This is a genomic window from Hydrogenoanaerobacterium sp. (assembly GCF_032017025.1).
Lineage (GTDB): Bacteria > Bacillota > Clostridia > Oscillospirales > Ruminococcaceae > Hydrogenoanaerobacterium.
In genome coordinates this window covers 55,419-77,500 of sequence record NZ_DALZQO010000004.1, presented here as the reverse complement: position 1 = coordinate 77,500, position 22,082 = coordinate 55,419, and the positions used below count along the sequence as shown (strand labels likewise).

At 47.2% G+C, this 22,082-nt stretch carries 26 protein-coding genes and 1 other annotated feature; all 26 genes read left to right on the top strand.

All coding sequences use genetic code 11. The features are described 5' to 3' along the window. Positions 1 to 14 precede the first annotated feature (14 nt). On the top strand, positions 15 to 1,457 hold the full coding sequence (gene gatB, locus RTV33_RS04235; protein WP_312641888.1) for an Asp-tRNA(Asn)/Glu-tRNA(Gln) amidotransferase subunit GatB: 1,443 nt from the start codon (positions 15 to 17) through the stop codon (positions 1,455 to 1,457). Between the two features lie 110 nt (positions 1,458 to 1,567). Further along, positions 1,568 to 2,650 carry a stage III sporulation protein AA gene (locus RTV33_RS04230; protein ID WP_312641886.1) on the top strand — a complete coding sequence of 361 codons (1,083 nt, stop codon included), beginning with the start codon at positions 1,568 to 1,570 and terminating at the stop codon, positions 2,648 to 2,650. Then, positions 2,577 to 3,017, top strand: coding sequence for a stage III sporulation protein AB (locus tag RTV33_RS04225; protein WP_312641884.1), 441 nt, complete (start codon positions 2,577 to 2,579; stop codon positions 3,015 to 3,017). Before RTV33_RS04230 ends, RTV33_RS04225 begins: the two co-directional genes overlap by 74 nt. 56 nt (positions 3,018 to 3,073) lie before the next feature. Then, positions 3,074 to 3,268, top strand: coding sequence for a stage III sporulation protein AC (spoIIIAC, locus tag RTV33_RS04220; protein WP_312641882.1), 195 nt, complete (start codon positions 3,074 to 3,076; stop codon positions 3,266 to 3,268). An 11-nt stretch (positions 3,269 to 3,279) separates the two neighbouring features. Beyond that, a complete protein-coding gene (locus RTV33_RS04215; RefSeq protein ID WP_312641880.1) occupies positions 3,280 to 3,669 on the top strand; it encodes a SpoIIIAC/SpoIIIAD family protein in 390 nt (129 codons plus the stop codon). Positions 3,670 to 3,680: 11 nt separating this feature from the next. Then, positions 3,681 to 4,820, top strand: a complete 1,140-nt coding sequence (locus RTV33_RS04210; RefSeq protein ID WP_312641879.1) for a stage III sporulation protein AE — start codon at positions 3,681 to 3,683, stop codon at positions 4,818 to 4,820. 16 nt (positions 4,821 to 4,836) lie between these two features. Beyond that, the gene (locus RTV33_RS04205; RefSeq protein ID WP_312641878.1) at positions 4,837 to 5,358 is read left to right on the top strand and encodes a stage III sporulation protein AF; all 522 of its coding nucleotides are present in this window, start codon (positions 4,837 to 4,839) and stop codon (positions 5,356 to 5,358) included. Continuing rightward, entirely contained in the window at positions 5,333 to 5,920 is a 588-nt protein-coding gene (locus tag RTV33_RS04200; RefSeq protein WP_312641876.1) for a stage III sporulation protein AG, read from the top strand. The genes RTV33_RS04205 and RTV33_RS04200 overlap by 26 nt, the downstream gene beginning before the upstream one ends. A 21-nt stretch (positions 5,921 to 5,941) precedes the next feature. Continuing rightward, positions 5,942 to 6,493 (top strand): SpoIIIAH-like family protein, encoded by a 552-nt coding sequence (locus RTV33_RS04195; RefSeq protein ID WP_312641874.1) that lies wholly within the window; start codon positions 5,942 to 5,944, stop codon positions 6,491 to 6,493. 141 nt (positions 6,494 to 6,634) lie between these two features. Next, complete coding sequence (locus RTV33_RS04190; RefSeq protein WP_312641872.1) at positions 6,635 to 6,991, top strand: Asp23/Gls24 family envelope stress response protein; 357 nt, start codon at positions 6,635 to 6,637, stop codon at positions 6,989 to 6,991. 93 nt (positions 6,992 to 7,084) lie between these two features. Then, positions 7,085 to 7,549: a transcription antitermination factor NusB gene (nusB, locus tag RTV33_RS04185; protein WP_312641870.1), complete on the top strand. Its 465-nt coding sequence runs from the start codon at positions 7,085 to 7,087 to the stop codon at positions 7,547 to 7,549. Positions 7,550 to 7,590: 41 nt separating this feature from the next. Then, positions 7,591 to 8,538 (top strand): peptidase M22, encoded by a 948-nt coding sequence (locus RTV33_RS04180; protein ID WP_312641869.1) that lies wholly within the window; start codon positions 7,591 to 7,593, stop codon positions 8,536 to 8,538. Continuing rightward, the gene (xseA, locus tag RTV33_RS04175) at positions 8,532 to 9,743 is read left to right on the top strand and encodes an exodeoxyribonuclease VII large subunit (protein ID WP_312641867.1); all 1,212 of its coding nucleotides are present in this window, start codon (positions 8,532 to 8,534) and stop codon (positions 9,741 to 9,743) included. The genes RTV33_RS04180 and xseA overlap by 7 nt, the downstream gene beginning before the upstream one ends. Further along, the gene (gene xseB, locus RTV33_RS04170) at positions 9,740 to 9,958 is read left to right on the top strand and encodes an exodeoxyribonuclease VII small subunit (protein ID WP_312641865.1); all 219 of its coding nucleotides are present in this window, start codon (positions 9,740 to 9,742) and stop codon (positions 9,956 to 9,958) included. Before xseA ends, xseB begins: the two co-directional genes overlap by 4 nt. Positions 9,959 to 9,968: 10 nt before the next feature. After that, positions 9,969 to 10,850, top strand: coding sequence for a farnesyl diphosphate synthase (locus RTV33_RS04165; RefSeq protein ID WP_312641863.1), 882 nt, complete (start codon positions 9,969 to 9,971; stop codon positions 10,848 to 10,850). Between the two features lie 18 nt (positions 10,851 to 10,868). Next, on the top strand, positions 10,869 to 11,366 hold the full coding sequence (locus tag RTV33_RS04160; RefSeq protein ID WP_312641861.1) for a divergent PAP2 family protein: 498 nt from the start codon (positions 10,869 to 10,871) through the stop codon (positions 11,364 to 11,366). Between the two features lie 52 nt (positions 11,367 to 11,418). Next, on the top strand, positions 11,419 to 13,287 hold the full coding sequence (gene dxs, locus RTV33_RS04155) for a 1-deoxy-D-xylulose-5-phosphate synthase (protein WP_312641859.1): 1,869 nt from the start codon (positions 11,419 to 11,421) through the stop codon (positions 13,285 to 13,287). 26 nt (positions 13,288 to 13,313) lie between these two features. Beyond that, entirely contained in the window at positions 13,314 to 14,117 is an 804-nt protein-coding gene (locus RTV33_RS04150) for a TlyA family RNA methyltransferase (protein WP_312641857.1), read from the top strand. 44 nt (positions 14,118 to 14,161) lie between these two features. Beyond that, positions 14,162 to 15,040, top strand: coding sequence for an NAD(+)/NADH kinase (locus tag RTV33_RS04145; protein ID WP_312641855.1), 879 nt, complete (start codon positions 14,162 to 14,164; stop codon positions 15,038 to 15,040). Further along, on the top strand, positions 15,021 to 15,476 hold the full coding sequence (gene argR, locus RTV33_RS04140; protein ID WP_312641853.1) for an arginine repressor: 456 nt from the start codon (positions 15,021 to 15,023) through the stop codon (positions 15,474 to 15,476). Before RTV33_RS04145 ends, argR begins: the two co-directional genes overlap by 20 nt. Positions 15,477 to 15,484: 8 nt before the next feature. After that, a complete protein-coding gene (gene recN / locus RTV33_RS04135; protein ID WP_312641851.1) occupies positions 15,485 to 17,161 on the top strand; it encodes a DNA repair protein RecN in 1,677 nt (558 codons plus the stop codon). 29 nt (positions 17,162 to 17,190) lie between these two features. Beyond that, positions 17,191 to 17,424 (top strand) — a binding site (T-box leader). 69 nt (positions 17,425 to 17,493) lie between these two features. Further along, a complete protein-coding gene (gene tyrS, locus RTV33_RS04130; RefSeq protein WP_312641849.1) occupies positions 17,494 to 18,711 on the top strand; it encodes a tyrosine--tRNA ligase in 1,218 nt (405 codons plus the stop codon). A gap of 244 nt (positions 18,712 to 18,955) precedes the next feature. Then, the gene (locus RTV33_RS04125; RefSeq protein ID WP_312641847.1) at positions 18,956 to 19,792 is read left to right on the top strand and encodes a PHP domain-containing protein; all 837 of its coding nucleotides are present in this window, start codon (positions 18,956 to 18,958) and stop codon (positions 19,790 to 19,792) included. A 40-nt stretch (positions 19,793 to 19,832) separates the two neighbouring features. Then, positions 19,833 to 21,002 carry an NADP-dependent malic enzyme gene (locus RTV33_RS04120; RefSeq protein ID WP_312641844.1) on the top strand — a complete coding sequence of 390 codons (1,170 nt, stop codon included), beginning with the start codon at positions 19,833 to 19,835 and terminating at the stop codon, positions 21,000 to 21,002. Between the two features lie 23 nt (positions 21,003 to 21,025). Further along, positions 21,026 to 21,274 (top strand): TIGR03905 family TSCPD domain-containing protein, encoded by a 249-nt coding sequence (locus RTV33_RS04115; RefSeq protein ID WP_312641842.1) that lies wholly within the window; start codon positions 21,026 to 21,028, stop codon positions 21,272 to 21,274. A 28-nt stretch (positions 21,275 to 21,302) separates the two neighbouring features. Continuing rightward, positions 21,303 to 21,878: a hypothetical protein gene (locus RTV33_RS04110; protein WP_312641840.1), complete on the top strand. Its 576-nt coding sequence runs from the start codon at positions 21,303 to 21,305 to the stop codon at positions 21,876 to 21,878. The last annotated feature ends 204 nt before the right edge of the window (positions 21,879 to 22,082 follow it).

The following is a 22,082-nucleotide window of genomic DNA, read 5'->3' as shown; positions in this document are numbered from 1 at the left end:
CGGAGGTGACTGAAATGGAATATGAGATTATTGTTGGTCTGGAGGTTCATGCGGAGCTTTCGACCAAAACCAAAATATATTGCGGGTGTAGAAACGAGTTTGGCAGCGAGGTCAACTCCAACTGCTGCCCCATCTGTCTCGGTATGCCCGGTACGCTGCCCACACTGAACGAAAAGGTTGTGGAGTATGCGGTTAAAATGGGGCATGCGACCAATTGCAGCATCAACCGCATCTGCAAGCAAGACCGTAAAAATTATTTTTACCCCGACCTACCCAAAGCATATCAAATATCCCAGTTTGATATTCCACTGTGCGAAAATGGCTATCTTGATGTCATTATCGATGAATCGGGCGCAACCAAACGCATCGGCGTCACTCGTATCCACATTGAGGAGGACGCAGGCAAGCTGATTCATGATGACAGCTTTGCGGGCAGCTTGGTTGACTTCAACCGCTGCGGTGTTCCGCTTATCGAAATTGTTTCTGAACCGGATATTCGCAGTTCAGCCGAGGCGAAGGCCTACTTAGATACCGTCAAATCCATTCTGCAATACATCGATATATCCGACTGCAAAATGCAGGAGGGCTCGATTCGCTGTGACGTTAACGTATCTGTGCGTCCCGTGGGGCAAAAGGAATTTGGTACGCGCGTTGAGATGAAAAACGTCAACTCGTTTTCCGGCGCGGTGCGTGCAATTGAGTATGAGGCAAAACGTCAGATTGAGGTTCTCGAAAACGGCGGCACAATTACACAGGAGACCCGCCGTTGGGATGACCCGAACGGCTGCAACGTGCTTCTTCGCAGCAAAGAGGATGCACACGACTACCGCTATTTTCCCGAGCCGGATCTTCTCACTATCGTGCTGGAGCAAGAGTTTGTGGATCAGCTGAAAGCCGAGCTGCCTGAGCTGCCCAATAAAAAGATTAAACGCTACATGGCGCAGTACAGCTTGCCTCACTTTGATTCCAACCTGCTGGTGGAAAACATGAGTACAGGTCGCTTCTTTGAGGAATGCGTTGAGCTCGGCATGTGCCAGCCCAAGCTCATCTCAAATTGGCTGCTGGGCGATGTCACCCGCATTCTTCGTGAGAAGAATATCGAAATTACCGAAAGCAAGCTTACCCCGAAGAAGCTTGCCGACATGATCGTACTCATCGACCAAGGTACCATTTCCAACACGGCGGGCAAAACCGTGCTGGAGGAAATCATCTTCTCGGACAAACAGCCGAAAGAAGTGGTGGATGAAAAGGGCCTCGCACAGGTTTCTGATACTTCTGTACTCGAAAAGCTGGCAAACGATATTATTGATGCTAACCCTAAGACCGTAGATGACTACAAGGGTGGTAAAACCAATGTAATCGGCTTCCTGGTCGGTCAGTGTATGCGTCAGTCCAAGGGGCAGGGGAATCCTGCTATCCTCAAAGATATTATCCTAAAGATTATCGAATCCAAATAAAATACAGTTTTTACAGGGGCATTCGTTTTGAGCGAATGCCCCTGTTTTTTTATAGGGTGGTTCTAAAAGTGGACAAAGTGTAATAACTATTAGAGCAAGGGGTGATTGCAATGGAAAAGGATCAGTCCATCCAGCGCTTTGAAAAACTATGCAGCCTATTTCCCGATCAAATTCAGCGGATTTTACTGGTGCTCGATGAATCGGTGCAGCGCACTGCTCAAGAGATTCGGTTGCGGGTAAACCGTCCAATCCATATCTGCTGCGGAGCGGACAACTTGTTTATTACCGCAAAGGGCAGAATTACAAGGGAACTTCAGCCTGACTGTATTGCGGTTACTGCAGACGAACTGCGTGAAATATTCCGGGCGGTGTGCGGTTACTCGGTACATAGTCATCAGGCTGAAATTGCACAGGGGTTTGTTGCATTTAACGGAGGGCACCGCGTGGGTTTGTGCGGTACAGCGGTGATAAACGATGGTGCAGTAGAGGGCATGCGCGATATTTCATCGCTTAACATCCGAATTGCCAAGCAGATTTTCGGCTGTGCCGATGAAGTGCTGAAATATACAAACTTCGGGCGTAAAGGGATTTTGCTTGCCGGACCTCCGAGCTCGGGTAAAACAACTATTTTGCGTGATTTGGCTCGCCAGCTGTCGAATGGGGATGCCTGCCTCGTAAAAAAGGTTTCGCTTATCGATGAACGGGGAGAGCTTGCGGCGATGTGGCAGGGGATTCCCCAAAATGATATCGGTATTACTACCGACGTGCTCAGCGGATACAGCAAACGCGATGGCATTTTGATGGCGGTGCGTACCCTTTCACCCGAAATCATCATCTGCGACGAAATTGGCCGAGAGGCGGATATTGACGCGCTGAAAACGGGGGCAACCTGCGGTGTTAAGTTGGTTGCGTCGGTGCATGCCTCCTCTATGAATGAGGTGCTGCGAAAACCCTTTGTAAAAGAACTTGCAGATATGGATGCATTTGAAACAGTTGTTTTGCTTGAGGGCAGAAGCCGTGTAGGGAAGATAAAACAGGTGCTGCGTTTGGAGGAACAGTATGATAAGGATAATGGGTTTTCTGCTGATGATAGCCTGCAGCTCACTGGTGGGTCTGACGATGTCGTTAGGGCTGAAAAAGCGGGTGACGCAGCTCGAGGATGCGATCAGCCTGATGAGCCTTCTGGCGAGTGACTTAAAATATACAATGTCTCCCATGCAGGACGTCATGTCGCGGCTATGCCCGCTTTCCGGCACGTTGCCGTTTGTCAAAGCCTGTGCAAACCAGTGTAAAATGGGGGTTGCATTCCCAAACGCATGGCGAAAGGCACTTGCCGAAACCCCTACAAGTATGGATGATGAGGATCTCAGAATACTCTATCATCTTGGCTCGGTGCTCGGTGCAGTAGACCTTGACGGCGCTCTCAGCGAAATTGATTATGCTCAGTTTGTGCTCAAAGAGCGGCATAAGGAGGCAAAGGCACGTCAAAAGCAACTGGGAGGGTTATACCAAACACTTGGCGTACTCGCGGGTGTTGCTTTCGTTATTGTGGTTTTTTAATTCGGGTTAGGTTGTGTTTAAAAGCAAAGACAACTAAAAGCAGGGAGGAACAACAGGTGGAGGTTGATTTAATTTTCAAGGTGGCAGCCATTGGAATTATTGTGGCAGTGCTTAACCAGGTACTGATTCGCTCGGGCAGAGAGGAGCAGGCAATGCTGACTACGCTTGCGGGCCTCATTGTAGTACTGATGATCATCATCAATGAAATCAGCTTTCTGTTCGACACCGCAAAATCAGTGTTTGGGTTTTAGCGGTGAAAACAATGGATATAATTACGATTGTTGGTGTGGGCATTATCGGTGTATCACTGGCGGTGCTGCTTAAGCAGTACAAGCCTGAATACAGCCTGGCAGTTTCGCTTATCGTCGGCGTTATTATTTTTGCTCTGGTTGCCGAGAACCTTACCCCTGTACTCGACCAACTGAACCTGCTGCTCGATAACACTCAAATGCCCCGTGAATACATAGAAATACTAATTAAATCTCTCGGCATTTGTTTTATTACCCAAATAGCCTGCGATACCTGTAAGGACGCAGGGCAGAGTGCGATTGCATCAAAGCTTGAAATTGCAGGTAAGCTTTCTATTCTGCTGCTCAGCCTGCCCTTGTTCCAGGCACTGCTGTCTATCATTACCACTCTGCTGGCAGCTTAGGCGGTGATACAATGATAAAACGATTTTTATGCATCATTGCGGCAGTTCTGCTTTTCGTAACACCTTGCTATGCGCTTGATGCCGAGCTACCCGAAGAACAACTGCAACAGCAATTTGAATCAAGCGGAGCAAACGAGCTTTACGACAAAACACCAGAGGAGGCAAAAGGAATACTGGATAACCTTGGTGTGGATGAAATTGACTATAAGATGTTGCTTACACTTTCGCCCACCGATTTTTTCAAGGCACTGTGGGAGATTTTGCTTGAACAGCTGCGCAAGCCGTTGGTGATTCTTGCATCCATTTCAGGGGTTGCGGTACTATGCTCGCTGGTAGAGGGGCTCAACGTCAGCATCGGTGAACGCAGCCTCGATACTGTTTTTAATGTGGTTGCAATTCTCTGCATCTGCACTGCGGTGGTAAACCCTATTGTAGAGTGTATTCGTTCGGCAGCTTCTGCCATCCAAAGCTGTTCCGATTTTATTCTCTCGTTTATACCAGTATTTGTCAGCCTTGTTGCTGTCGGGGGGCAGCCTGTTTCCGCAACTACCTACAACACGTTTTTACTGCTTACATCCGAGGTTATATCGAAAATCACCGCCAATCAGCTTGTACCGCTTGTTACTATTTACCTTGCTTTCTGCATTGTAGGCGCGCTCACTCCTTCTATGAATCTTTCCGGTGCGGCGAGCACAGCAAAATCGGTGGTAATATGGGCACTGGGTCTTCTGGTTACGGTGTTTGTCGGCTTACTCGGCATCCAAAGCCTTGTTGCGGCAGGTGCCGATACCGTTGCCATGAAAACCGGTAAGTTCTTGCTTGGTAGCTTTGTACCCGTTGTGGGCAAGGCCCTTTCAGACGCCCTGACAACCGCGCAAAGCTGTGTTAAGCTGCTTAAAACCACGGTAGGGGCATACGCTGTGGCGGTGGCTTCACTTACCTTTTTGCCGTCCTTGCTGCAAACGGTAATCTGGTACTTCGCGGTAAACCTTGGCTCGGCGGTCAGTGATATTTTGGGTGCCCAGCAAATTGGTAAAGTGCTCAAAGCCTGCGCAACGGCACTCAGTCTGCTGCTTGCCATCATTTCATTTGTGGCGCTGCTGTTTATCATATCAACTACGATTATGCTTATTGTAGGCATGAGCTTATGAAGTGAGGTGAAACCCGTTGGAAGCAATCAAGAACTGGGCGCTTGCGGTTTGCGTTGCGGCAGTTGCGGGCAGCCTTGCACATCTCGCATTACCCAGTGGCGGAACGCAGCGAATCTATAAAATTACCATCAGTTTGTTTTTCCTCTGTTGTATTCTCTCACCAATCATGACAGGCGCTTTTAACGGGGAGTTCCAGATTGAAATGGGTACTCAGCCACAGACGGAATACCGTACGGATGCCCTAAAGGATACGATGGAAAAACAGGTGCAGGACAGCTTTGCCGCCTCAATACAAGACCTTGCACGGGAAGAACTTATCGCAATTGGTGTACAACCGCAAGAAATTTCTATAAACGTTAATACAAACGATGAAAGCGGCATATTTATTACAGAGATCATCCTTTCGCTTCACGCGGAAGATCAAAATAAACAAGCTGAAATCGAAAGCAGGATTACCCAAAAGCTCGGACTAAAGCCGGTGATACAGTTCCGGCAGGAGGTGCAATCACAAGATGGAACAAAGGCAAACGATGGATAATATCAAAGAAAAATTAAAAGGGCTGCTTCACAGCGAAGGCAGAATCAAATTGATTGTACTGCTCGGCCTTTGCGGTATTGCGCTTATATTGCTCTCTGAGTTTCTGCCGAAGCAGAGCAAAAAGCAAGCTCCGCAGCCACAGGCCAGCCAAACAAACGAAACCTATGCCATACAGCTTGAAGAAAAAATTTATGCACTGGTCACAAGCATTGAGGGTGTGGGCAAGGCGAGGGTACTGGTCACTCTGGAAAGCGGTGTGGAGTATGTCTATGCCAATGCAGAAAAGAAGAACACCGATGTCACACAGGATTATTCCGAAAATGGAATAAAAAAACTTCACGAAAAAGATAACAGTGAAAACAGTTATATCCTGGTTGATAACGGAAACGGTAAGGAGGCGCTGATAAAAACTCAGATTGAACCAAAGGTCAAGGGCGTTGTGGTAGTCTGCGAGGGCGCGGAAAGTATCGTGGTGGAAGAACGAATTATCAATGCGGTAAAAACCGCGCTTGATCTTTCATCTACACAGGTTTGTATCACAAAGATGGCCAAAGAAAAATAATTTTACATAGGAGGATTCCATATGAACATGATTTTAGGGAAAAGGCATATTATACTGGCGGCGCTGGTACTAAGCCTTGGCATTGCGGTTTACCTCAACTGGGTGTATTCCGCCAGCGGAGAAGATTTTGTTGCAACCGAAACGGCAACCGCAACCGAAACCAAAAACTATGGCGACAGCAAGTATGTCAGCCTTGACGGTGAGCAGGTACAGGTTGTAGCAAATACCAAGTATTTTAACGAAGCACGCGTTAACCGTACGAAAACCCGTGATAAAGCCATTGACAGTATCAAAAAAATGTTTAAAGACGCCGAACTGACCGAAACCGAAAAAGCAGCTTTGGCAGTACAGGCAACTACCCTTGCACAGGCAATTGAAACGGAGGGAACGGTAGAAAGCCTAATTAAGGCGAAGGGTTTTGAAGATTGTATGGTCTATCTTTCCGACGATAAGGCCGACATCATTGTGAAAGCGAGCGGGCTGCAAAAAGAAGACGTCGCTAAAATAAAAGACATCGTTCTTTCACAGACAGATGTTGCGGTAGAGAATATCTCGATTACCGAAACGAAATAAAATTATTATGAAACATATAAAATAAAATAATCTCTTCTTGCAGTTGTGTCTTTTGCTTTTTATGGTATAATATATAGAGTATATCCATGTAAAAATGTGCATGAATGTGTATTCTTTATATAGTAAAGGGAGGCCAAAGTTGTGGAAGAGAAAAAAGCAAACGAGACCATCGGCAGTTTAAAGATTTCACAGGAGGTCATTGCCACCATTGCGAGCGTTGCCACAAAAGAGATTGACGGTGTTGCGGGCATGGCAACCTGCCCTGCAACAATTAAAAAATTTTTGGTAAAAGGCTCCAATGCAAAATCAATCAGTATCTTGCTCAATGATGATATTGCCATGATTGACGTTTATGTTAATCTGAAATATGGTGCAAAAATACCCGTGGTATCTGAGAATATTCAGAAAAGCGTCAAAGAAGCAGTTCAAACCATGACCGGTATTGTTGTATCGAAAGTAAATGTATTTGTATCGGGAATTGTATTTGAAGGCAAATAATAATGGAACATACCCTCCTTTATGGGAGGGTGTGTTTTGTTGCGTACAAGGATATTTTGTACCTTTAAAAATAAAAATCGCGGAGGTAGAGCTATGACACGTAGAGATGCCAGGGAACAGGCATTCGTACTCATATTCGAAAAATCGTTTAATAAGGATGATTCTCTTGAGGATATCATCAAAAATGCGGCCGAGGGAAGAAGTATCGAGGTCGACTCGTTTGCTCATCAGCTCGCTTCCGGATGGACGTCCCATGTGGACGAGATTGACAAGCAGATTGAAAAGCATTCAACCAAGTGGAAGATGAACCGTATCTCCCGAGTGGCGCTTTCGATACTGCGTCTTTCTATTTATGAGCTTCTTTTTTCTGAAGAGATTCCGGACAAGGTGTCGATCAACGAGGCGGTTGAGCTCGCCAAAAAGTTTGGCACAGGCGAAGATTCCTCCTTTGTCAACGGTGTGCTGGGTGCGGTGGTGCGCGGCAAAACAAGCGATAAAGCCGACGCTGCGGCAGATGCCCTAGCGCAGGAGATTGCGGAAAAAATTTTAGATGAATAAAACCAGCTTACTTCAATTTGAATGAAACGGAGGTTTGTTTCATGGGCTTGTTTTTAGGGATTGACACCAGCAACTATACTACATCCACTGCGCTTTACGATAGCTCCAACGATACGGTAACACACAGCCGTAAGCTGCTGCCTGTACGCGAAGGCGAGCTTGGCTTGCGCCAAAGTGACGCTGTATTTGCCCATGTAAAGCAGCTTCCTGAAGTGATTAACAGCCTGTTGGGGGACAAGCAGTATAAATTTGACGGCGTAGGCTACTCTGCCCGCCCGCGCGATGTAGAGGGCTCTTATATGCCTTGCTTTCTTGTAGGGGAAATGCTCGCCAAAGTGCTTGCCAACCAGAGCAGCGCACCACTTTACGACTTTTCTCATCAGGCAGGGCATGTTGCGGCGGCGCTTTATTCTGCCAACCGGCTTGATTTGTTAAGACGTGAATTTGTAGCGTTTCATTTTTCGGGGGGCACTACCGAGGGCTTATTGGTAAGGCCGCACCGTGAACGCATTATGGAGCTTCAGCAGATCTCGGGTACACTTGATCTCAATGCGGGGCAGGTGGTCGACCGTGTGGGCGGTATGCTCGGCCTTGCTTTTCCTGCGGGCAAAGAACTGGAAAAGCTGGCGCTTACCTGTGAAACTGATTTTCCGATCCGTATCAAGCTTAAAGGTATGAACTGTTGCCTTTCCGGTGTGGAAAACCAGTGCCGCGACATGCTTGCAAAGGGTGCTAAGAAAAACGAGGTTGCAAAATATTGCCTCGATACCATTTGTGCCACGGTTCAGGCGATGAGCGAGGCGGTTATGCTTGAAAGCGGCGATATTCCCCGTGTTTACGCGGGCGGTGTTACCAGCAACAGTTTAATTCGCAGCCGCGTTTCGCAATGGCTTGGGGGGGTGTTTGCAACACCCGAATTGTCGTCCGATAATGCTGTGGGTGTCGCGTTGCTTGCTTATCTCAAGGCACAGGGGTCAAGACTATGTTAAACAACATACTTACGGTCTCTCAGCTAAACCGTTACATCAAGGCAATTTTTGACGATAACAAGCAGCTTTCTAGCCTCATGATCAAGGGCGAAATTTCCAATCTTTCCGACCATTTTAGTTCGGGTCATCTTTATTTTTCACTCAAAGATGCCGGGGCGTCTGTAAAGGCAGTCATGTTCAAAAGCTATGCGCAGCAGTTAAAATTTCGTCCGCAGAACGGGCAAAAGGTACTGCTTTCCTGCTCGGTGTCTGTTTTTGAACGTGACGGCATTTACCAGCTGTATGTTTACGATATTCAGCCGGATGGTGCAGGCGCACTGGCACTGGCATATGAACAGCTGAAAGAAAAGCTCGGCAAAGAGGGGCTGTTTGGCCCCGAGCATAAAAAGCCTATACCGCGTATGCCGCAAAAGATTGGTGTGGTTACCTCGCAGACAGGCGCTGCCCTGCAGGATATTCTCAATATTCTCGGCAGACGTTATCCCATCGCGACGGTTGTAGTTGCACCCGTACTAGTACAGGGAGAAAATGCGGCTGGCGACATGGTTCAGGCACTGCAGTATTTGAATGAAAACAATGCCTGTGATGTTATCATTCTTGGCAGGGGCGGCGGCTCGGCGGAGGACTTATGGGCTTTCAACAGCGAGCAGCTTGCGCGTACCATCTATGCGTCGCACATCCCTATCATCTCGGCGGTGGGGCATGAAACCGATTTTACGATTGTAGACTTTGTTGCCGACCTGCGGGCACCAACACCTTCGGCAGCGGCTGAACTTGCCGCACCTGATTTACAAGAAGTACAGTACGGGCTGGATTCTATTCAGCGCAAGCTGACTGAGAATATGTACAGCAAGTTGGGTGTGCTGAATTCAAAGCTTGCATATTACCGGCACCACAGGGCGCTGCAAAGCCCGCAAAACCTGTTAGAGCAGTATCGGAATCATCTCACCCAAAGCAGACAAAACCTGCTTACGGCAATGCGGAACCGCCTCAACGTGCAGCAGCAAAAACTTTCGCAGCAGGCAAAGCTGCTTGGCTCACTCAGCCCGCTTCAGGTATTGGCGCGAGGCTATGCCATTGCATTTGACGGCGATCAGCTGCTTACCGATAGCAGCAAGGCTTCAATCGGCGATGAATTGCGTATCCAGCTTGCAAGCGGCAGTTTACAGGCACAGGTTACCGCAATTACGGAGGAATACAGATGAAAAAGGAACTGGCACTGGAGCAGGCGCTGGAGCGCCTTGACAATATTGTTACACAGCTGGATGACGGCGGTTTGCCGCTGGATGCAGCATTAAAACTGTTTGAAGAGGGAATTGCATTGGTGCGCGTGTGCAACGGTAAAATGCAGGACGCACAACTCAAGGTGGAGATTCTCTCAAAAGAACTTCTCATAAAGCGGGAAGATACTCTGGTCTAGGAGGAAAACTATGCTCGGTTACGATGAAAAATACAAACGCTATCTCACTCAAATCGATTGCGCGCTTGACGGGTACCTAAACGAAACAGATACCGCATACCAAAGCGTAATATCGGCTATGCGCTACAGTGCGTTGGGCGCAGGCAAACGGGTGAGGGCGATTCTTTTAATAGAGTTCTGCAAGGCATGCGGCGGCACAGAACAGCTTGCAATGCCGTTTGCCTGCGCATTGGAGATGATTCACGCCTACTCGCTGATTCATGATGATTTACCTTGTATGGACAATGATGAATTGCGCCGTGGCAAACCTTCCTGCTGGAAAGCATTTGGCGAAACCACTGCGCTGCTGGCAGGCGATGGGCTGCTGACCAAAGCATTTGAAGCAGCTGCCGGCAGCACGGCACCTGCCGAATGCGCACTGCGCGCCACATTGGAACTTGCGCAAAATGCAGGCACGGGTGGAATGCTAGGTGGGCAGGTAATCGACCTTGAGGGTGAGGGAAAACCTGTGGATGAAGTGCATCTTTTGCAGATGTATTCGATGAAAACAGGTGCGCTCATCAATGCGGCGGCAAAAATCGGTTGTATTCTCGCAGGCGTTGGTGAAGAAAAAATTAATCTTGCACACCGATATGCAGAAAAAATTGGGTTGGCATTTCAGATTGTTGATGATATACTGGATGTTGCAGGGGATCAAGAAACCCTCGGTAAACCCATTGGCAGTGACGTGCAGAGCGAAAAGACGACGTTTGCCACCCTGCATGATTTGGAATATGCAAGAAATAAGGCACTGCGTCTGACCAAAGAGGCCAGGGAAATCTTAAATGAATTTACCATGGAAGATGAATTTTTATATGAACTGACCGACAGACTGGCTGTCAGAGAAAACTGATAGAGAATGGATGAGCTTATGGGAGTGCTTCGACAATTTATCGGGAACTATTACATCAATGTGGCGTTTTTGGCCTGGATTTCAGCGCAGTTTCTGAAAACACTGTTTACGCTTATCGCCACCAAAAAGTTTGTACCTGAGCGTCTGGTTGGTGCGGGCGGAATGCCCAGTTCACATTCGGCGCTGGTTTGTTCGCTGACGGTTGCATTTGCGCGCAAACTGGGCTTCGATTCATCGGTGTTTGCATTGTCACTGGCACTTGCCGGTATTGTTATGTACGATGCAATGGGTGTTCGCCGCGCCGCGGGTGAACAGGCAAAGGTACTCAATAAAATTGTATTCGGTTTTAAGTCATGGAATTGGAGTGGCGATGAGGATAATGACGATGAGAAGACAGCAGAAATTGTGGATGACATCCCTGATAAAGCGCTGAAAGAGTTCATCGGGCATACCCCTTTAGAGGTTTTAGGCGGTGCACTGCTCGGCATTCTGATTGCCATCTCATTCCCCGTTTAACAGGGCAATGCCCCTATACGGGAGCTGCATAACCGCAAAAGGAGATTTGGCCTTGCAAAAACAAACACTTCTCGACGGGATTCATTCCCCCTATGATGTAAAAAAATTAAACTATATTCAAATGGAACAGCTTTGCGAAGAAATACGCAGCCGGCTGATTCATACCATTTCCCAAACCGGTGGGCATTTGGCGTCCAATCTCGGCGTTGTTGAAATTACCGTTGCATTGCACAAGGTGTTTTCGTCGCCCACCGATCAAATCATGTGGGATGTCGGCCATCAGGCCTATGCCCACAAGCTGCTAACCGGCCGCCGAGACCGGTTTGATACCTTGCGCCAGGAGGACGGGATTTCGGGTTTTCCCAAAGCGGGTGAAAGCATCCATGATGTTTTTCTTGCGGGGCACAGCAGTACCTCACTTTCGGTAGCAAGCGGGCTTGCGCGAGCCAAAACACTTTTGCATGAGGAAGGGCATGTTATCTCCGTAATCGGAGACGGTGCCTTTACCAATGGTATGGTTTATGAGGCGATGAACAATGTCGGCCGCTATAAAGACCGAATGATTGTAATTCTCAACGACAATGAAATGTCTATTTCCAAGAATGTAGGGGCATTTGCCCGTTATCTTGCCAAAATACGTTCGAAACGTGAATACTTCGATGCGAAGGATATCATTGAAAAAGGGTTAAAATCCATCCCTGTGGTTGGAAATTCGCTGCACAAGGCGGCTGCCGCATCCAAGGCTGCAGTGAAGGATATGCTGTACAACAGTAATTTGTTTGAAGATTTTGGATTTGCCTATTTGGGCCCCGTTAACGGGCATGATATAAAAAACTTGTGTGAGGTAATGCAGCGTGCCAAGAGCCTAAACCGCCCTGTGCTGCTGCATATTGAAACACAAAAAGGGAAAGGCTACCCGTTTGCTGAAGAAAACCCCGGCGCCTACCATGGCGTTTCGAAGTTTGATGTAAAAACAGGCAGCTCTGATATTGCCCCGGCAGACAGCTTTTCCACCGTTTTTGGCGATGCACTCACCGAGTTTGCAAAGCAGGATGAAAGTATCTGTGCAATCACGGCCGCGATGAAATACGGAACAGGCCTTGCCGGATTTGCAACTGCTTTTCCGCAACGCTTTTTTGATATTGGTATTGCAGAAGGGCATGGTGTCACCTTTTCCGCAGGGCTTGCACGCAACGGGCTCAAGCCTGTTTTTGCTGTGTACTCCACCTTTTTGCAGCGCGGCTACGACCAGATTCTGCACGATACCGCAATTGAACAGCAGCATGTGCTGTTTGCAGTAGACCGTGCTGGCATCGTTGGCGAAGACGGCGAAACGCATCAGGGGTTGTTTGACGCGGCGTATCTATCAAATATCCCCAACATGATCATTTATTCTCCGACGACTTACGCCGAGCTGCGTTATTTTACACGCAAGGCTCTCTACGAATGCAAGGGGCCGGTAGCGCTTCGTTACCCGCGCGGCAAAGAGCCTGTACTGCCTGAAAATAGTTCTACCGAGCAGGATTATCTCCTGTTGGATGAACGTAAAGCAAAAACCCTTGTCATCTCCTACGGTAAGGAGTTTGAACAGGCTTATCATGCCGCGCAAATGCTTTCACAGCGCGATTTACCGGTGGCACTCATGAAGCTTAATAAGATTAACCCTATTGAGGAGGTTTGTGTTGAACTTGCTTCTCAATACGATGCTATTCTCTTTGCAGAGGAGGGCATTTTGCAGGGGGGAATTGCAGAGCATTTCGGGCTGCGCCTGCAACGGTGCGGTTACCGCGGCAGTTATGCTGTTAGAGCGGTTGATGGAAAATTTGTCCCGCAGGCAACAGTGGTATCTTCGCTCAAAAAGTTGGGGCTCGATGCACAAAGCCTTTGCGACTTGATCGCATCTCTGTACCCTGAGCAATAAAAATTTCTGGATATATGGTGGATAACGTGAAAAAAAGACTAGATATTGCAGTCACAGAAAACGGGCTGATTGACAGCCGAGAAAAAGCCAAAAGCCTGATTATGTCAGGGCTTGTCTACGTCAATAATCAAAAGGCGGATAAACCCGGCATGGCAATTTCGGATACCGATAAAATAGAACTGCGCGGGGAAACCATGCGCTATGTTAGCCGCGGGGGGCTAAAGCTGGAAAAATCCATACCGCGCTACCGCCTCAACCTTGAAGGTGCTGTCTGTATGGATATCGGGGCATCAACCGGTGGCTTTACCGACTGCATGCTACAAAATGGCGCAGTTAAGGTGTATGCAATTGATGTAGGTTATGGGCAACTGGCATGGAAGCTGCGAACAGACGACCGTGTGGTGAACCTTGAGCGCACCAATTTCCGCTATGTTACCGAGAAAGAGGTACCCGATAAAATCGACTTTGCCAGTGTAGACGTGTCGTTTATCTCGCTAAGGCTGATTTTGCCGGTCGCCAAAACTTTGCTTAAACAAAACGGTGAGATGGTTTGCCTTGTAAAGCCCCAGTTTGAAGCAGGCAAAGGCAGAGTGGGCAAAAAGGGTGTGGTGAAAGAACCTGAAATCCATTGTGAGGTCATTGCCAAAATTGCAGATTTTGCCTACTCCATCGGCTTTTCGGTGCTCGATGTCGATTACTCTCCCATCACAGGACCGGAGGGGAATATCGAATATCTGCTTTATATCAAAAACGATGATGGTTCCGTTCACAATGTCGACAAAGAGACAATACAAAATACAGTAGAAAGCTCTCATAGCAACTTGCAATAAAGGCGGGTATCATACCGCACTAGGGGCAAAGGAATGAAACAACGATGAAGGCAATTATTATTCCAAACTTTCAAAAAGAACATGCTGTAAGGTGCCTGAACGAAACTCTTGATGTGCTGTATAAAATCGGCATTGAGGCATACCTCGACAGCTCGTATCGGCAGTATGTACGCAGTGAGCGCGTCGTTTTTTGTGAGTTTATTAACGCTGTCAGTCATATGGATGTTATCATTGCCATTGGCGGTGACGGTACCATCATCCACAGCGCCAAGTACGGCATCAAACACAATCTGCCCATACTGGGCATTAATGTTGGGCGGCTGGGCTTTCTCGCACAATTGGAGTGCGATGAGCTTTATAAGCTCTCTCGTTTGGCGGAAGGCAGATATACCGTTCAAAATCATATGCTGATTGAGGCGAAAATCCAAACCGATTCCGAACAGCTGGTATGCGTTGCACTGAATGATATTGCCATTACAAAGGGTGTGTTCTCGCGTATCGTTGATATTGATGTGGTTTGCGCAGATAAGCTGGTGAGTGAATACCGTGCGGATGGTGTTATTTTTTCTACTCCTACAGGCTCTACCGCATATGCAATGTCCGCAGGTGGGCCTATTGTTGACCCGAGCATTGACTCCATTGCAATGACGCCAATCTGTCCCCATTCGCTGTTTTCTCGTTCGGTACTTTTTTCGCCCGAAAAGATACTTACCGTGCATGCCAAATACATCAACAATCAAAATGACCTGTACCTATCTGCGGATGGAGAGCGTCCCATTAAAATACGGCAGGACAGTCAGGTAATTATTAAGAAATCAGACCTTACCGTAAGGCTTATCAACTTTGGTGAACGGGATTTTTATGAGATACTAAACTTGAAAATACTGGGAAGAGGGCAGAAGAATGAAATCGAAGAGACATGAAAAGATACTGGAATTGATACTCGATAATGTTATTGATACCCAGGATGAACTTCTGCGCCTTTTGAAAAAGGAAGGCTACCATGTGACGCAGGCAACGGTTTCTCGCGATATCAAGGATTTACGGTTGATTAAAACACTGTCTTCCGATGGGCGCTACCGCTATACCTTTGTCACGCCTGAAAAAACAGCCAATGTTTCCACACGGTTTCGCGCCATTTTTACCGAGACGGTTATCTCGGTGGATTATGCAGGGCACACTGTTGTGGTAAAATGCCACCCCGGTATGGCAAATGCCGCTTGTGCGGCACTTGACCTGCTTAAGCTGGATAATATTGTTGGTACACTTTCGGGTGATGATACTTTTTTCATTCTCACCCGTGAAACTACCGACGCTCAAAAATTAGTACAAGAGTTGCAGACCTATATTGCAAGGTAGGTGACATCATGCTGACACAACTTTACATTCAAAATATTGCCGTAATTGAAAAGACCTCGATTGAATTTCAGCCGGGGTTCAATATCTTTACGGGTGAAACAGGCGCCGGTAAATCGATTCTAATCGATGCTATCAGCGCTGTTTTGGGCTTTCGAACCTCGCGTGACCTTATCCGTACCGGTGCAGATAAGGCAATTGTAACCGCACTGTTCGATCGCTTATCGCAGGACACTGTCGATGCGCTTGCCGAATTTGGCTATGAGCCAGAAGAAGACGGTTCGCTTTTGCTTTCGCGCGAGTTTTCTGCCGAGGGTAAAAACACCTGTAAAATCGGCGGAAGGCCCGCCACCGTTTCTATTCTGCGGGAGGTAGCGCAAACACTCATCAACATTCATGGCCAGCACGACAACCAGGCGTTGATGGCGCCGGACAAGCACATCAAATTTATCGATAGCTTTGCCGATACCGAAAATCTTCTCGCATCTTACAGGCAGCAATACGCACAACTGCAGGATATCAGAAAGCAACTCGAAAAACTGAATGTTGATGAAGCGGAAAAAGCATATCGCATCGACCTGCTAACTTATCAAATTGATGAAATTTCCGACGCAGACCTCAAACCTGGTGAAGAAGAAGAGCTTATCGTACAAAAAAAGAGGATTGGAAACTCTGCTAAAATAGTTGAAAGCATTACACAGGCAGATGCCGCACTCAATGGCGATGATGAAAGCGAAGGGCTTGTTGCCATGCTGGGTACCGCAAAAGACGCGATTGCTATGGCTGGCCGGTATTTTACCAACCTTGAGGAGATGGCGGCACGCGTAGACGAGATTTACTATGAGCTGCGTGAATATGCTTCGGATATTCGAAACTACACCACCGACCTTGATTTTGATGAGGGAGATATCGACCGCATTGAGCTGCGTCTGGATACTATTTATAAACTGAAACACAAATATGGCTCTTCTGTTGAGGAAATCCTCAGTTATCTCGAAAAATCCACCGAGGAGCTTTCCTCTATCAACCACTCTGAGGAGCTTCAGCAGAAACTGAACGCCCAGCTTGCACAGGTGACCTACAATGCGCAAAAAATGGCGGAGGAACTTTCTGAGCGTAGGCAACAGGCAGCAATACTGTTTACCGATGCTGTAGGAGAAGAGCTGAAGTTTTTGGATATGCCGTTTGTTCGCCTTGAGGTAAAGAATGAGATTGGTGCATTGTCGGCAGATGGCATCGACAATATGGAATTTATGATTTCTACCAACCCCGGTGAGCCGCCAAAGCCGCTTTCTAAAATTGCCTCGGGCGGCGAGCTTTCACGCATTATGCTTAGCCTTAAAAATGTAATTGCAGACAAAGATCAAGTTGGTACGCTTATTTTTGATGAAATTGACACCGGCGTAAGCGGGCGGGCTGCGCAGAAAATCGGGCAAAAGCTGGCGCAGGTATCTAAGGGGCGTCAAATTATCTGCGTTACTCATCTTGCTCAGGTCGCATCCTATGCGGACAATCACCTGCTGATTGAAAAAAACATACGCAATGCCCGAACATATACCGAAGTTCATTCGCTCGATAAAGCAGAGCGCATCCATGAAATAGCCCGTATCATAGGCGGCGCCGATATCACCGATACGGTACTGAAAAATGCTGAAGAAATGCTCAGGCTGGCGGAAAAACAGGCTTGACAAATATTTTTTAATGTGATATAGTCCCAGTAATGGCTATGAAGAGAACGAGTAGCCGTGCAGGTTCATTACAGAGAGCTTTTGGTTGGTGCAAAAAAGCATGAGCGGTGCGGTGAATACATCTCGGAGCTGCAAAGGCGAATGAGCAGTAGTTTTTGTCGGGGGCGCCCGTTACAGCGTTAAGGTATGATAGTACCTGATGAGGTTATGGTCGTGAGGTCATAACGAATTAGAGGTGGTACAGCGTTTACGACGCCCTCTATCTGCAGTATGCGGATAGAGGGCTTTTCTTTATATCCGCAGCAATATACAAATTTAAAGGAGAAAGATCAATGACCGTATTCGAAGAACTAAAACGCCGTGGCCTAATTGCGCAAATGACACATGAAGACAAAATTAAAGATATGCTGGAGAATGAAAAAACAACCTTTTACATCGGTTTTGATGCAACGGCAGACAGCCTGCATGTGGGGCATTTTTTGCAGCTGATCGTTATTCAGCATATGCAGCGTGCCGGGCATACGCCCATTCTGCTTTTGGGTACCGGTACTACCATGGTTGGCGACCCTACCGGCAAAACCGATATGCGCCCCATGCTTACCAAAGAACAGATCGACTACAATGCAGATTGCTTTGTGCAGCAGATGTCTAAGTTTGTGGATATGGACAATGCCATTGTGGAGCAAAACGGCGACTGGCTGTGTGAGCTAAAATACCTTGAAATGCTGCGCGATGTGGGTGCTTGCTTCTCGGTGAACAAAATGCTTACCGCAGAATGCTTTAAATCCCGCCTTGCAGTGGGTCTGTCATTTATTGAGTTTAACTACATGATCATGCAAAGCTACGACTTTCTGCACCTGTACAGAACCCATAATTGCCGTATGGAGCTTGGCGGAGACGACCAGTGGAGCAATATTCTCGGCGGTGTTGACCTTGTTCGCCGTAAAGAGCAGGCAGAGGTGTGCGGTATGACCTTTACCTTGCTCACCACCAAAGAAGGCAAAAAAATGGGTAAAACCGAGAACGGTGCAATCTGGCTCAACCCCGAAAAAACCACCCCGTACGACTTCTTCCAATACTGGAGAAATGTCGATGACGGTGATGTTATCAACTGCTTAAAGCTGCTCACTTTTGTACCCATTGAAGAAATTGAGGCAATGGAGAGCTGGCAGGGCAGTGAACTGAACAAAGCAAAAGAACTGCTTGCTTACGAGCTGACAAAGATGGTTCACAGCAAAGAAGATGCAGACAAAGCACTGGAAGCAGCTCGGGCTGTATTCGGTACCGGTGCACACAGTGAGAACATGCCCACCACACAGCTTTCTACAGACGATTTTACCGATGGCAGCATCAATATGCTGGATCTCCTTGTGAAAACCGGTCTTGCCCCCTCCAAAGCAGAGGCGCGCCGCTTGGTACAGCAGGGTGGTATTTCGATTGATGATGTAAAAGTTTCCGATCCAATGATAACATTTCCTGTATCTGAGTTTGATGCAAACCATAAAATCATTAAAAAAGGCAAAAAAGTGTTTCATAAAGTGACGCTATAATGCAAAGGGACGGAAATTTTTCCGTCCCTTTTTGTTCTGTTTTCGTCTTTTTAAGGACATTTTATTTGGTTGGAAGAGGTACGCCAAAGTTTGCGTACAACCTGCCTGCATAGGTTCTTCCTACATTTTTAGTTGCATATAGATATTAAGACGTTGTATAATGGAAGGGAAAAATTGCGCGTTGCAGCCCAAGGCGCAAGAACGGCCCTGTGTCAGAAGTCAAACAGAATAGGGGTGTAGTACCATGATAGGCGATTTACATTGCCACACAAAGTTGTCCGATGGTTCTATGGGGCTGGAGGATGTTATCTACTTTGCAAAACGTGCAGGGCTGGATTTTGTTTCCATCACCGATCATGACACCATGGCAGGGATTACACGTGCAGTGGTTTTAGGCAAACGCTACGGCATTAATGTGATACCGGGTGTAGAGTTTTCCTGCATCGATAACCAGCGGGGGCGTAAGGTGCATATTCTGTGCTACCTGCCCCAAAAGCCCGACCGGTTAGAGGGTTTGTGTAACAAGATTTTGGATGGGCGCACCAAAGCCGGGCTTGAAATGATAAAGCGTGTTTCACGGTTTTATCCCATCACTGCTGATTTTGTAGCACGCTATTATGCAGGCAGCAAATCTATTTATAAGCAGCATATTATGAATGCACTTATGGATCTCGGTTACACCGACCGTATTTTCGGCGACGTGTTTACCCAGTTGTTCGACAGCGAAAAAGGCTTAATTTGTGTTGATGTCGAATATCCGGATACCTATGAGGTTTTGGATCTCATCCACCTTGCAGGCGGTATCGCCGTGCTTGCACATCCGCATGAATACGATTCTTTAGAGTTGCTCAATGAGCTGCTTGAAAAAGAAATACTTGACGGTATCGAGGTGTATCATCCCAGAAACACCGAGGAAGACACGAAAAAGCTCGAACAGTTGGCTGACCGATACGGTGTACTCAAGTTTGGAGGAACCGATTTTCACGGCTTTTATACGAAGAGCTACAGCCCGCTTGCAACCTGTGTAACGCCGCATGAAACCCTGAACCAAATATTTAAGCAAAAAAAGCAGAGCGTTTAGGCAATCGGTCTGCAAATAAATAGGAGCGATGGAATTAAGCATGGACGTAAAAAAAGCAGCACTGCAAAAGCATTATGAATGGAACGGAAAAATTGAGGTAATTTCCCGCGCGCCAATTCGTTCGCGCGAGGATCTCTCTCTTGCATATACCCCGGGCGTAGCAGAGCCATGCCTTGTAATTGCGCAGGATGAAACAAAAGCATATGAACTAACCCGAAAAAACAATCTTGTGGCTGTTATCACGGATGGTTCTGCGGTGCTTGGCCTAGGTGATATCGGCCCTTCTGCAGCAATGCCAGTAATGGAGGGGAAATGTGCATTATTTAAGGCATTTGCCGACGTTGACGCATTCCCAATTTGCGTAGACAGCAAGGATGTAGATACAATTGTAGAAACAATTGCCAACATTTCAAAAAGCTTTGGCGGCATCAATTTGGAGGACATTGCTGCTCCCCGCTGTTTTGAGGTTGAGGCTAAACTCAAGAAACGCTGTGACATTCCCGTTTTTCACGATGATCAGCACGGCACCGCAATCGTAGTTGCAGCGGCTTTAATCAATGCGGTTAAAGTAACAGGCAAAAAAATAGGGAAGATTAAAATTGTTGTAAACGGTGCAGGTGCTGCCGGTATTGCAATTGCAAAGCTGCTCATTCAATTAAATCTTGGCGAGGTAGTTATGTGCGATAAAGAGGGTGCCATCTTTAATGGTGCCCCATGGCTAAATGCCGCACAAAATGAAATGTCACAAATTACTAATCAAAATGGGGAACAGGGTGCCTTAAAGGATATCGTTGCCAATGCCGATGTTTTCATTGGTGTGTCGCGAGGCGGTTTACTTACGGCCGATATGGTTGCATCTATGAATAACGGCATTGTGTTTGCCTTGGCAAACCCCACCCCTGAAATTATGCCGGACGAGGCAAAACGCGGCGGGGCGGCGGTAGTGGGTACCGGCCGTTCCGATTTTCCCAATCAGATCAACAATGTGCTTGCGTTCCCTGGAATATTCAAAGGTGCATTACAGGTTCGTGCGCGCGACATTACCGAGGGTATGAAGGTTGCTGCGGCATATGCCATTGCCGCTATGGTACCCGATGATAAGCTGAATGCAGAATTTATTTTACCCGATCCGCTCGACCCCAAAACAGCAGCCGGTGTTGCACAGGCCGTGGCGGAACAGGCAGTGAAAGAAGGCATTGCGAGAATATAAAGGATATAGAAAGGTAGTTATTGATGATTAGTACATACAGACCAAAGGGAGTGTGCAGTCAGCTCATTAAGCTGGATGTGGAAGATAATATAATTAAATCAGTGGAATTTTTAGGTGGATGTGCAGGCAATGCAAAAGGAGTTTCAGCTCTCGTTCAGGGCAGACCCGTCGATGAAGTGATTGTGCTGCTCAAAGGAATTTGCTGTGGAATGAAAGCAACATCCTGTCCCGATCAGCTTGCCTGTGCGCTGGAAGCAATCAAGCAAAAATAAGTTTAAATAGAGGAAGGGGTTTGCAGTGTTGAACGATCAAAATAAACTGTTTGAGGATAGTGATATTAAAATTGCAGGAGTTGTCAATGAAAAAGCACTCGATGATGGCGAACTTGCCGCAATGGAATTTAATGAGCAAAAACAAAACGGCAACATTGAAAAAGCATATACACTCGGCAAGCGTCTTTCCGAATTACTTTTTACAACAGATGATATTCTTGCGGCACACTGCTGTAAAAAATATGCTGCCAATGAAATTGTCAAAAGCAATGCACAGGTGCTGTTTGCCTTTATCGTGGATAAGGTGCTGGAGCATGGTTGCCCCAATTCGGTGACGGCGCAGACTGCCCTTAATTATTTTCATGAGCAGGTTCGCGAAAAATCTCCTGAGAGCTACCAGACAATTGTAGAAAGCGGTGCATTTTCCCTTTACCTGTTGTGTAGCAGGGACGAAAAAATGTCGCAATCCTGCATTGGCAACGCTTTTGCAGATGGCTGTGATATGGAGCAGGATGCAGCGGTGGTAAGGCTTGGTGACGACCTTTATAACACCTATTTTCATATTTGCAGCAAAGAGCTGCAAAATGCAAAATTTATAAAATAGCGCTTACTGTAGAAAAAGAAAACCGAAGGGCGATTGCCCTCCGGTTTTCTTTTTTTTGCTCGTCACTTATCCATTAGTCGTAGCATCTAAGTTAGGATCAGCAGCAATCATTGCCACAGTTGTTGTTGCAACCGCCACAGCCACCACCGCAGCCGCAGCCACCGCCGCAACCGCCACAGTTGTTGCCGCAACCGCAGTCATTGT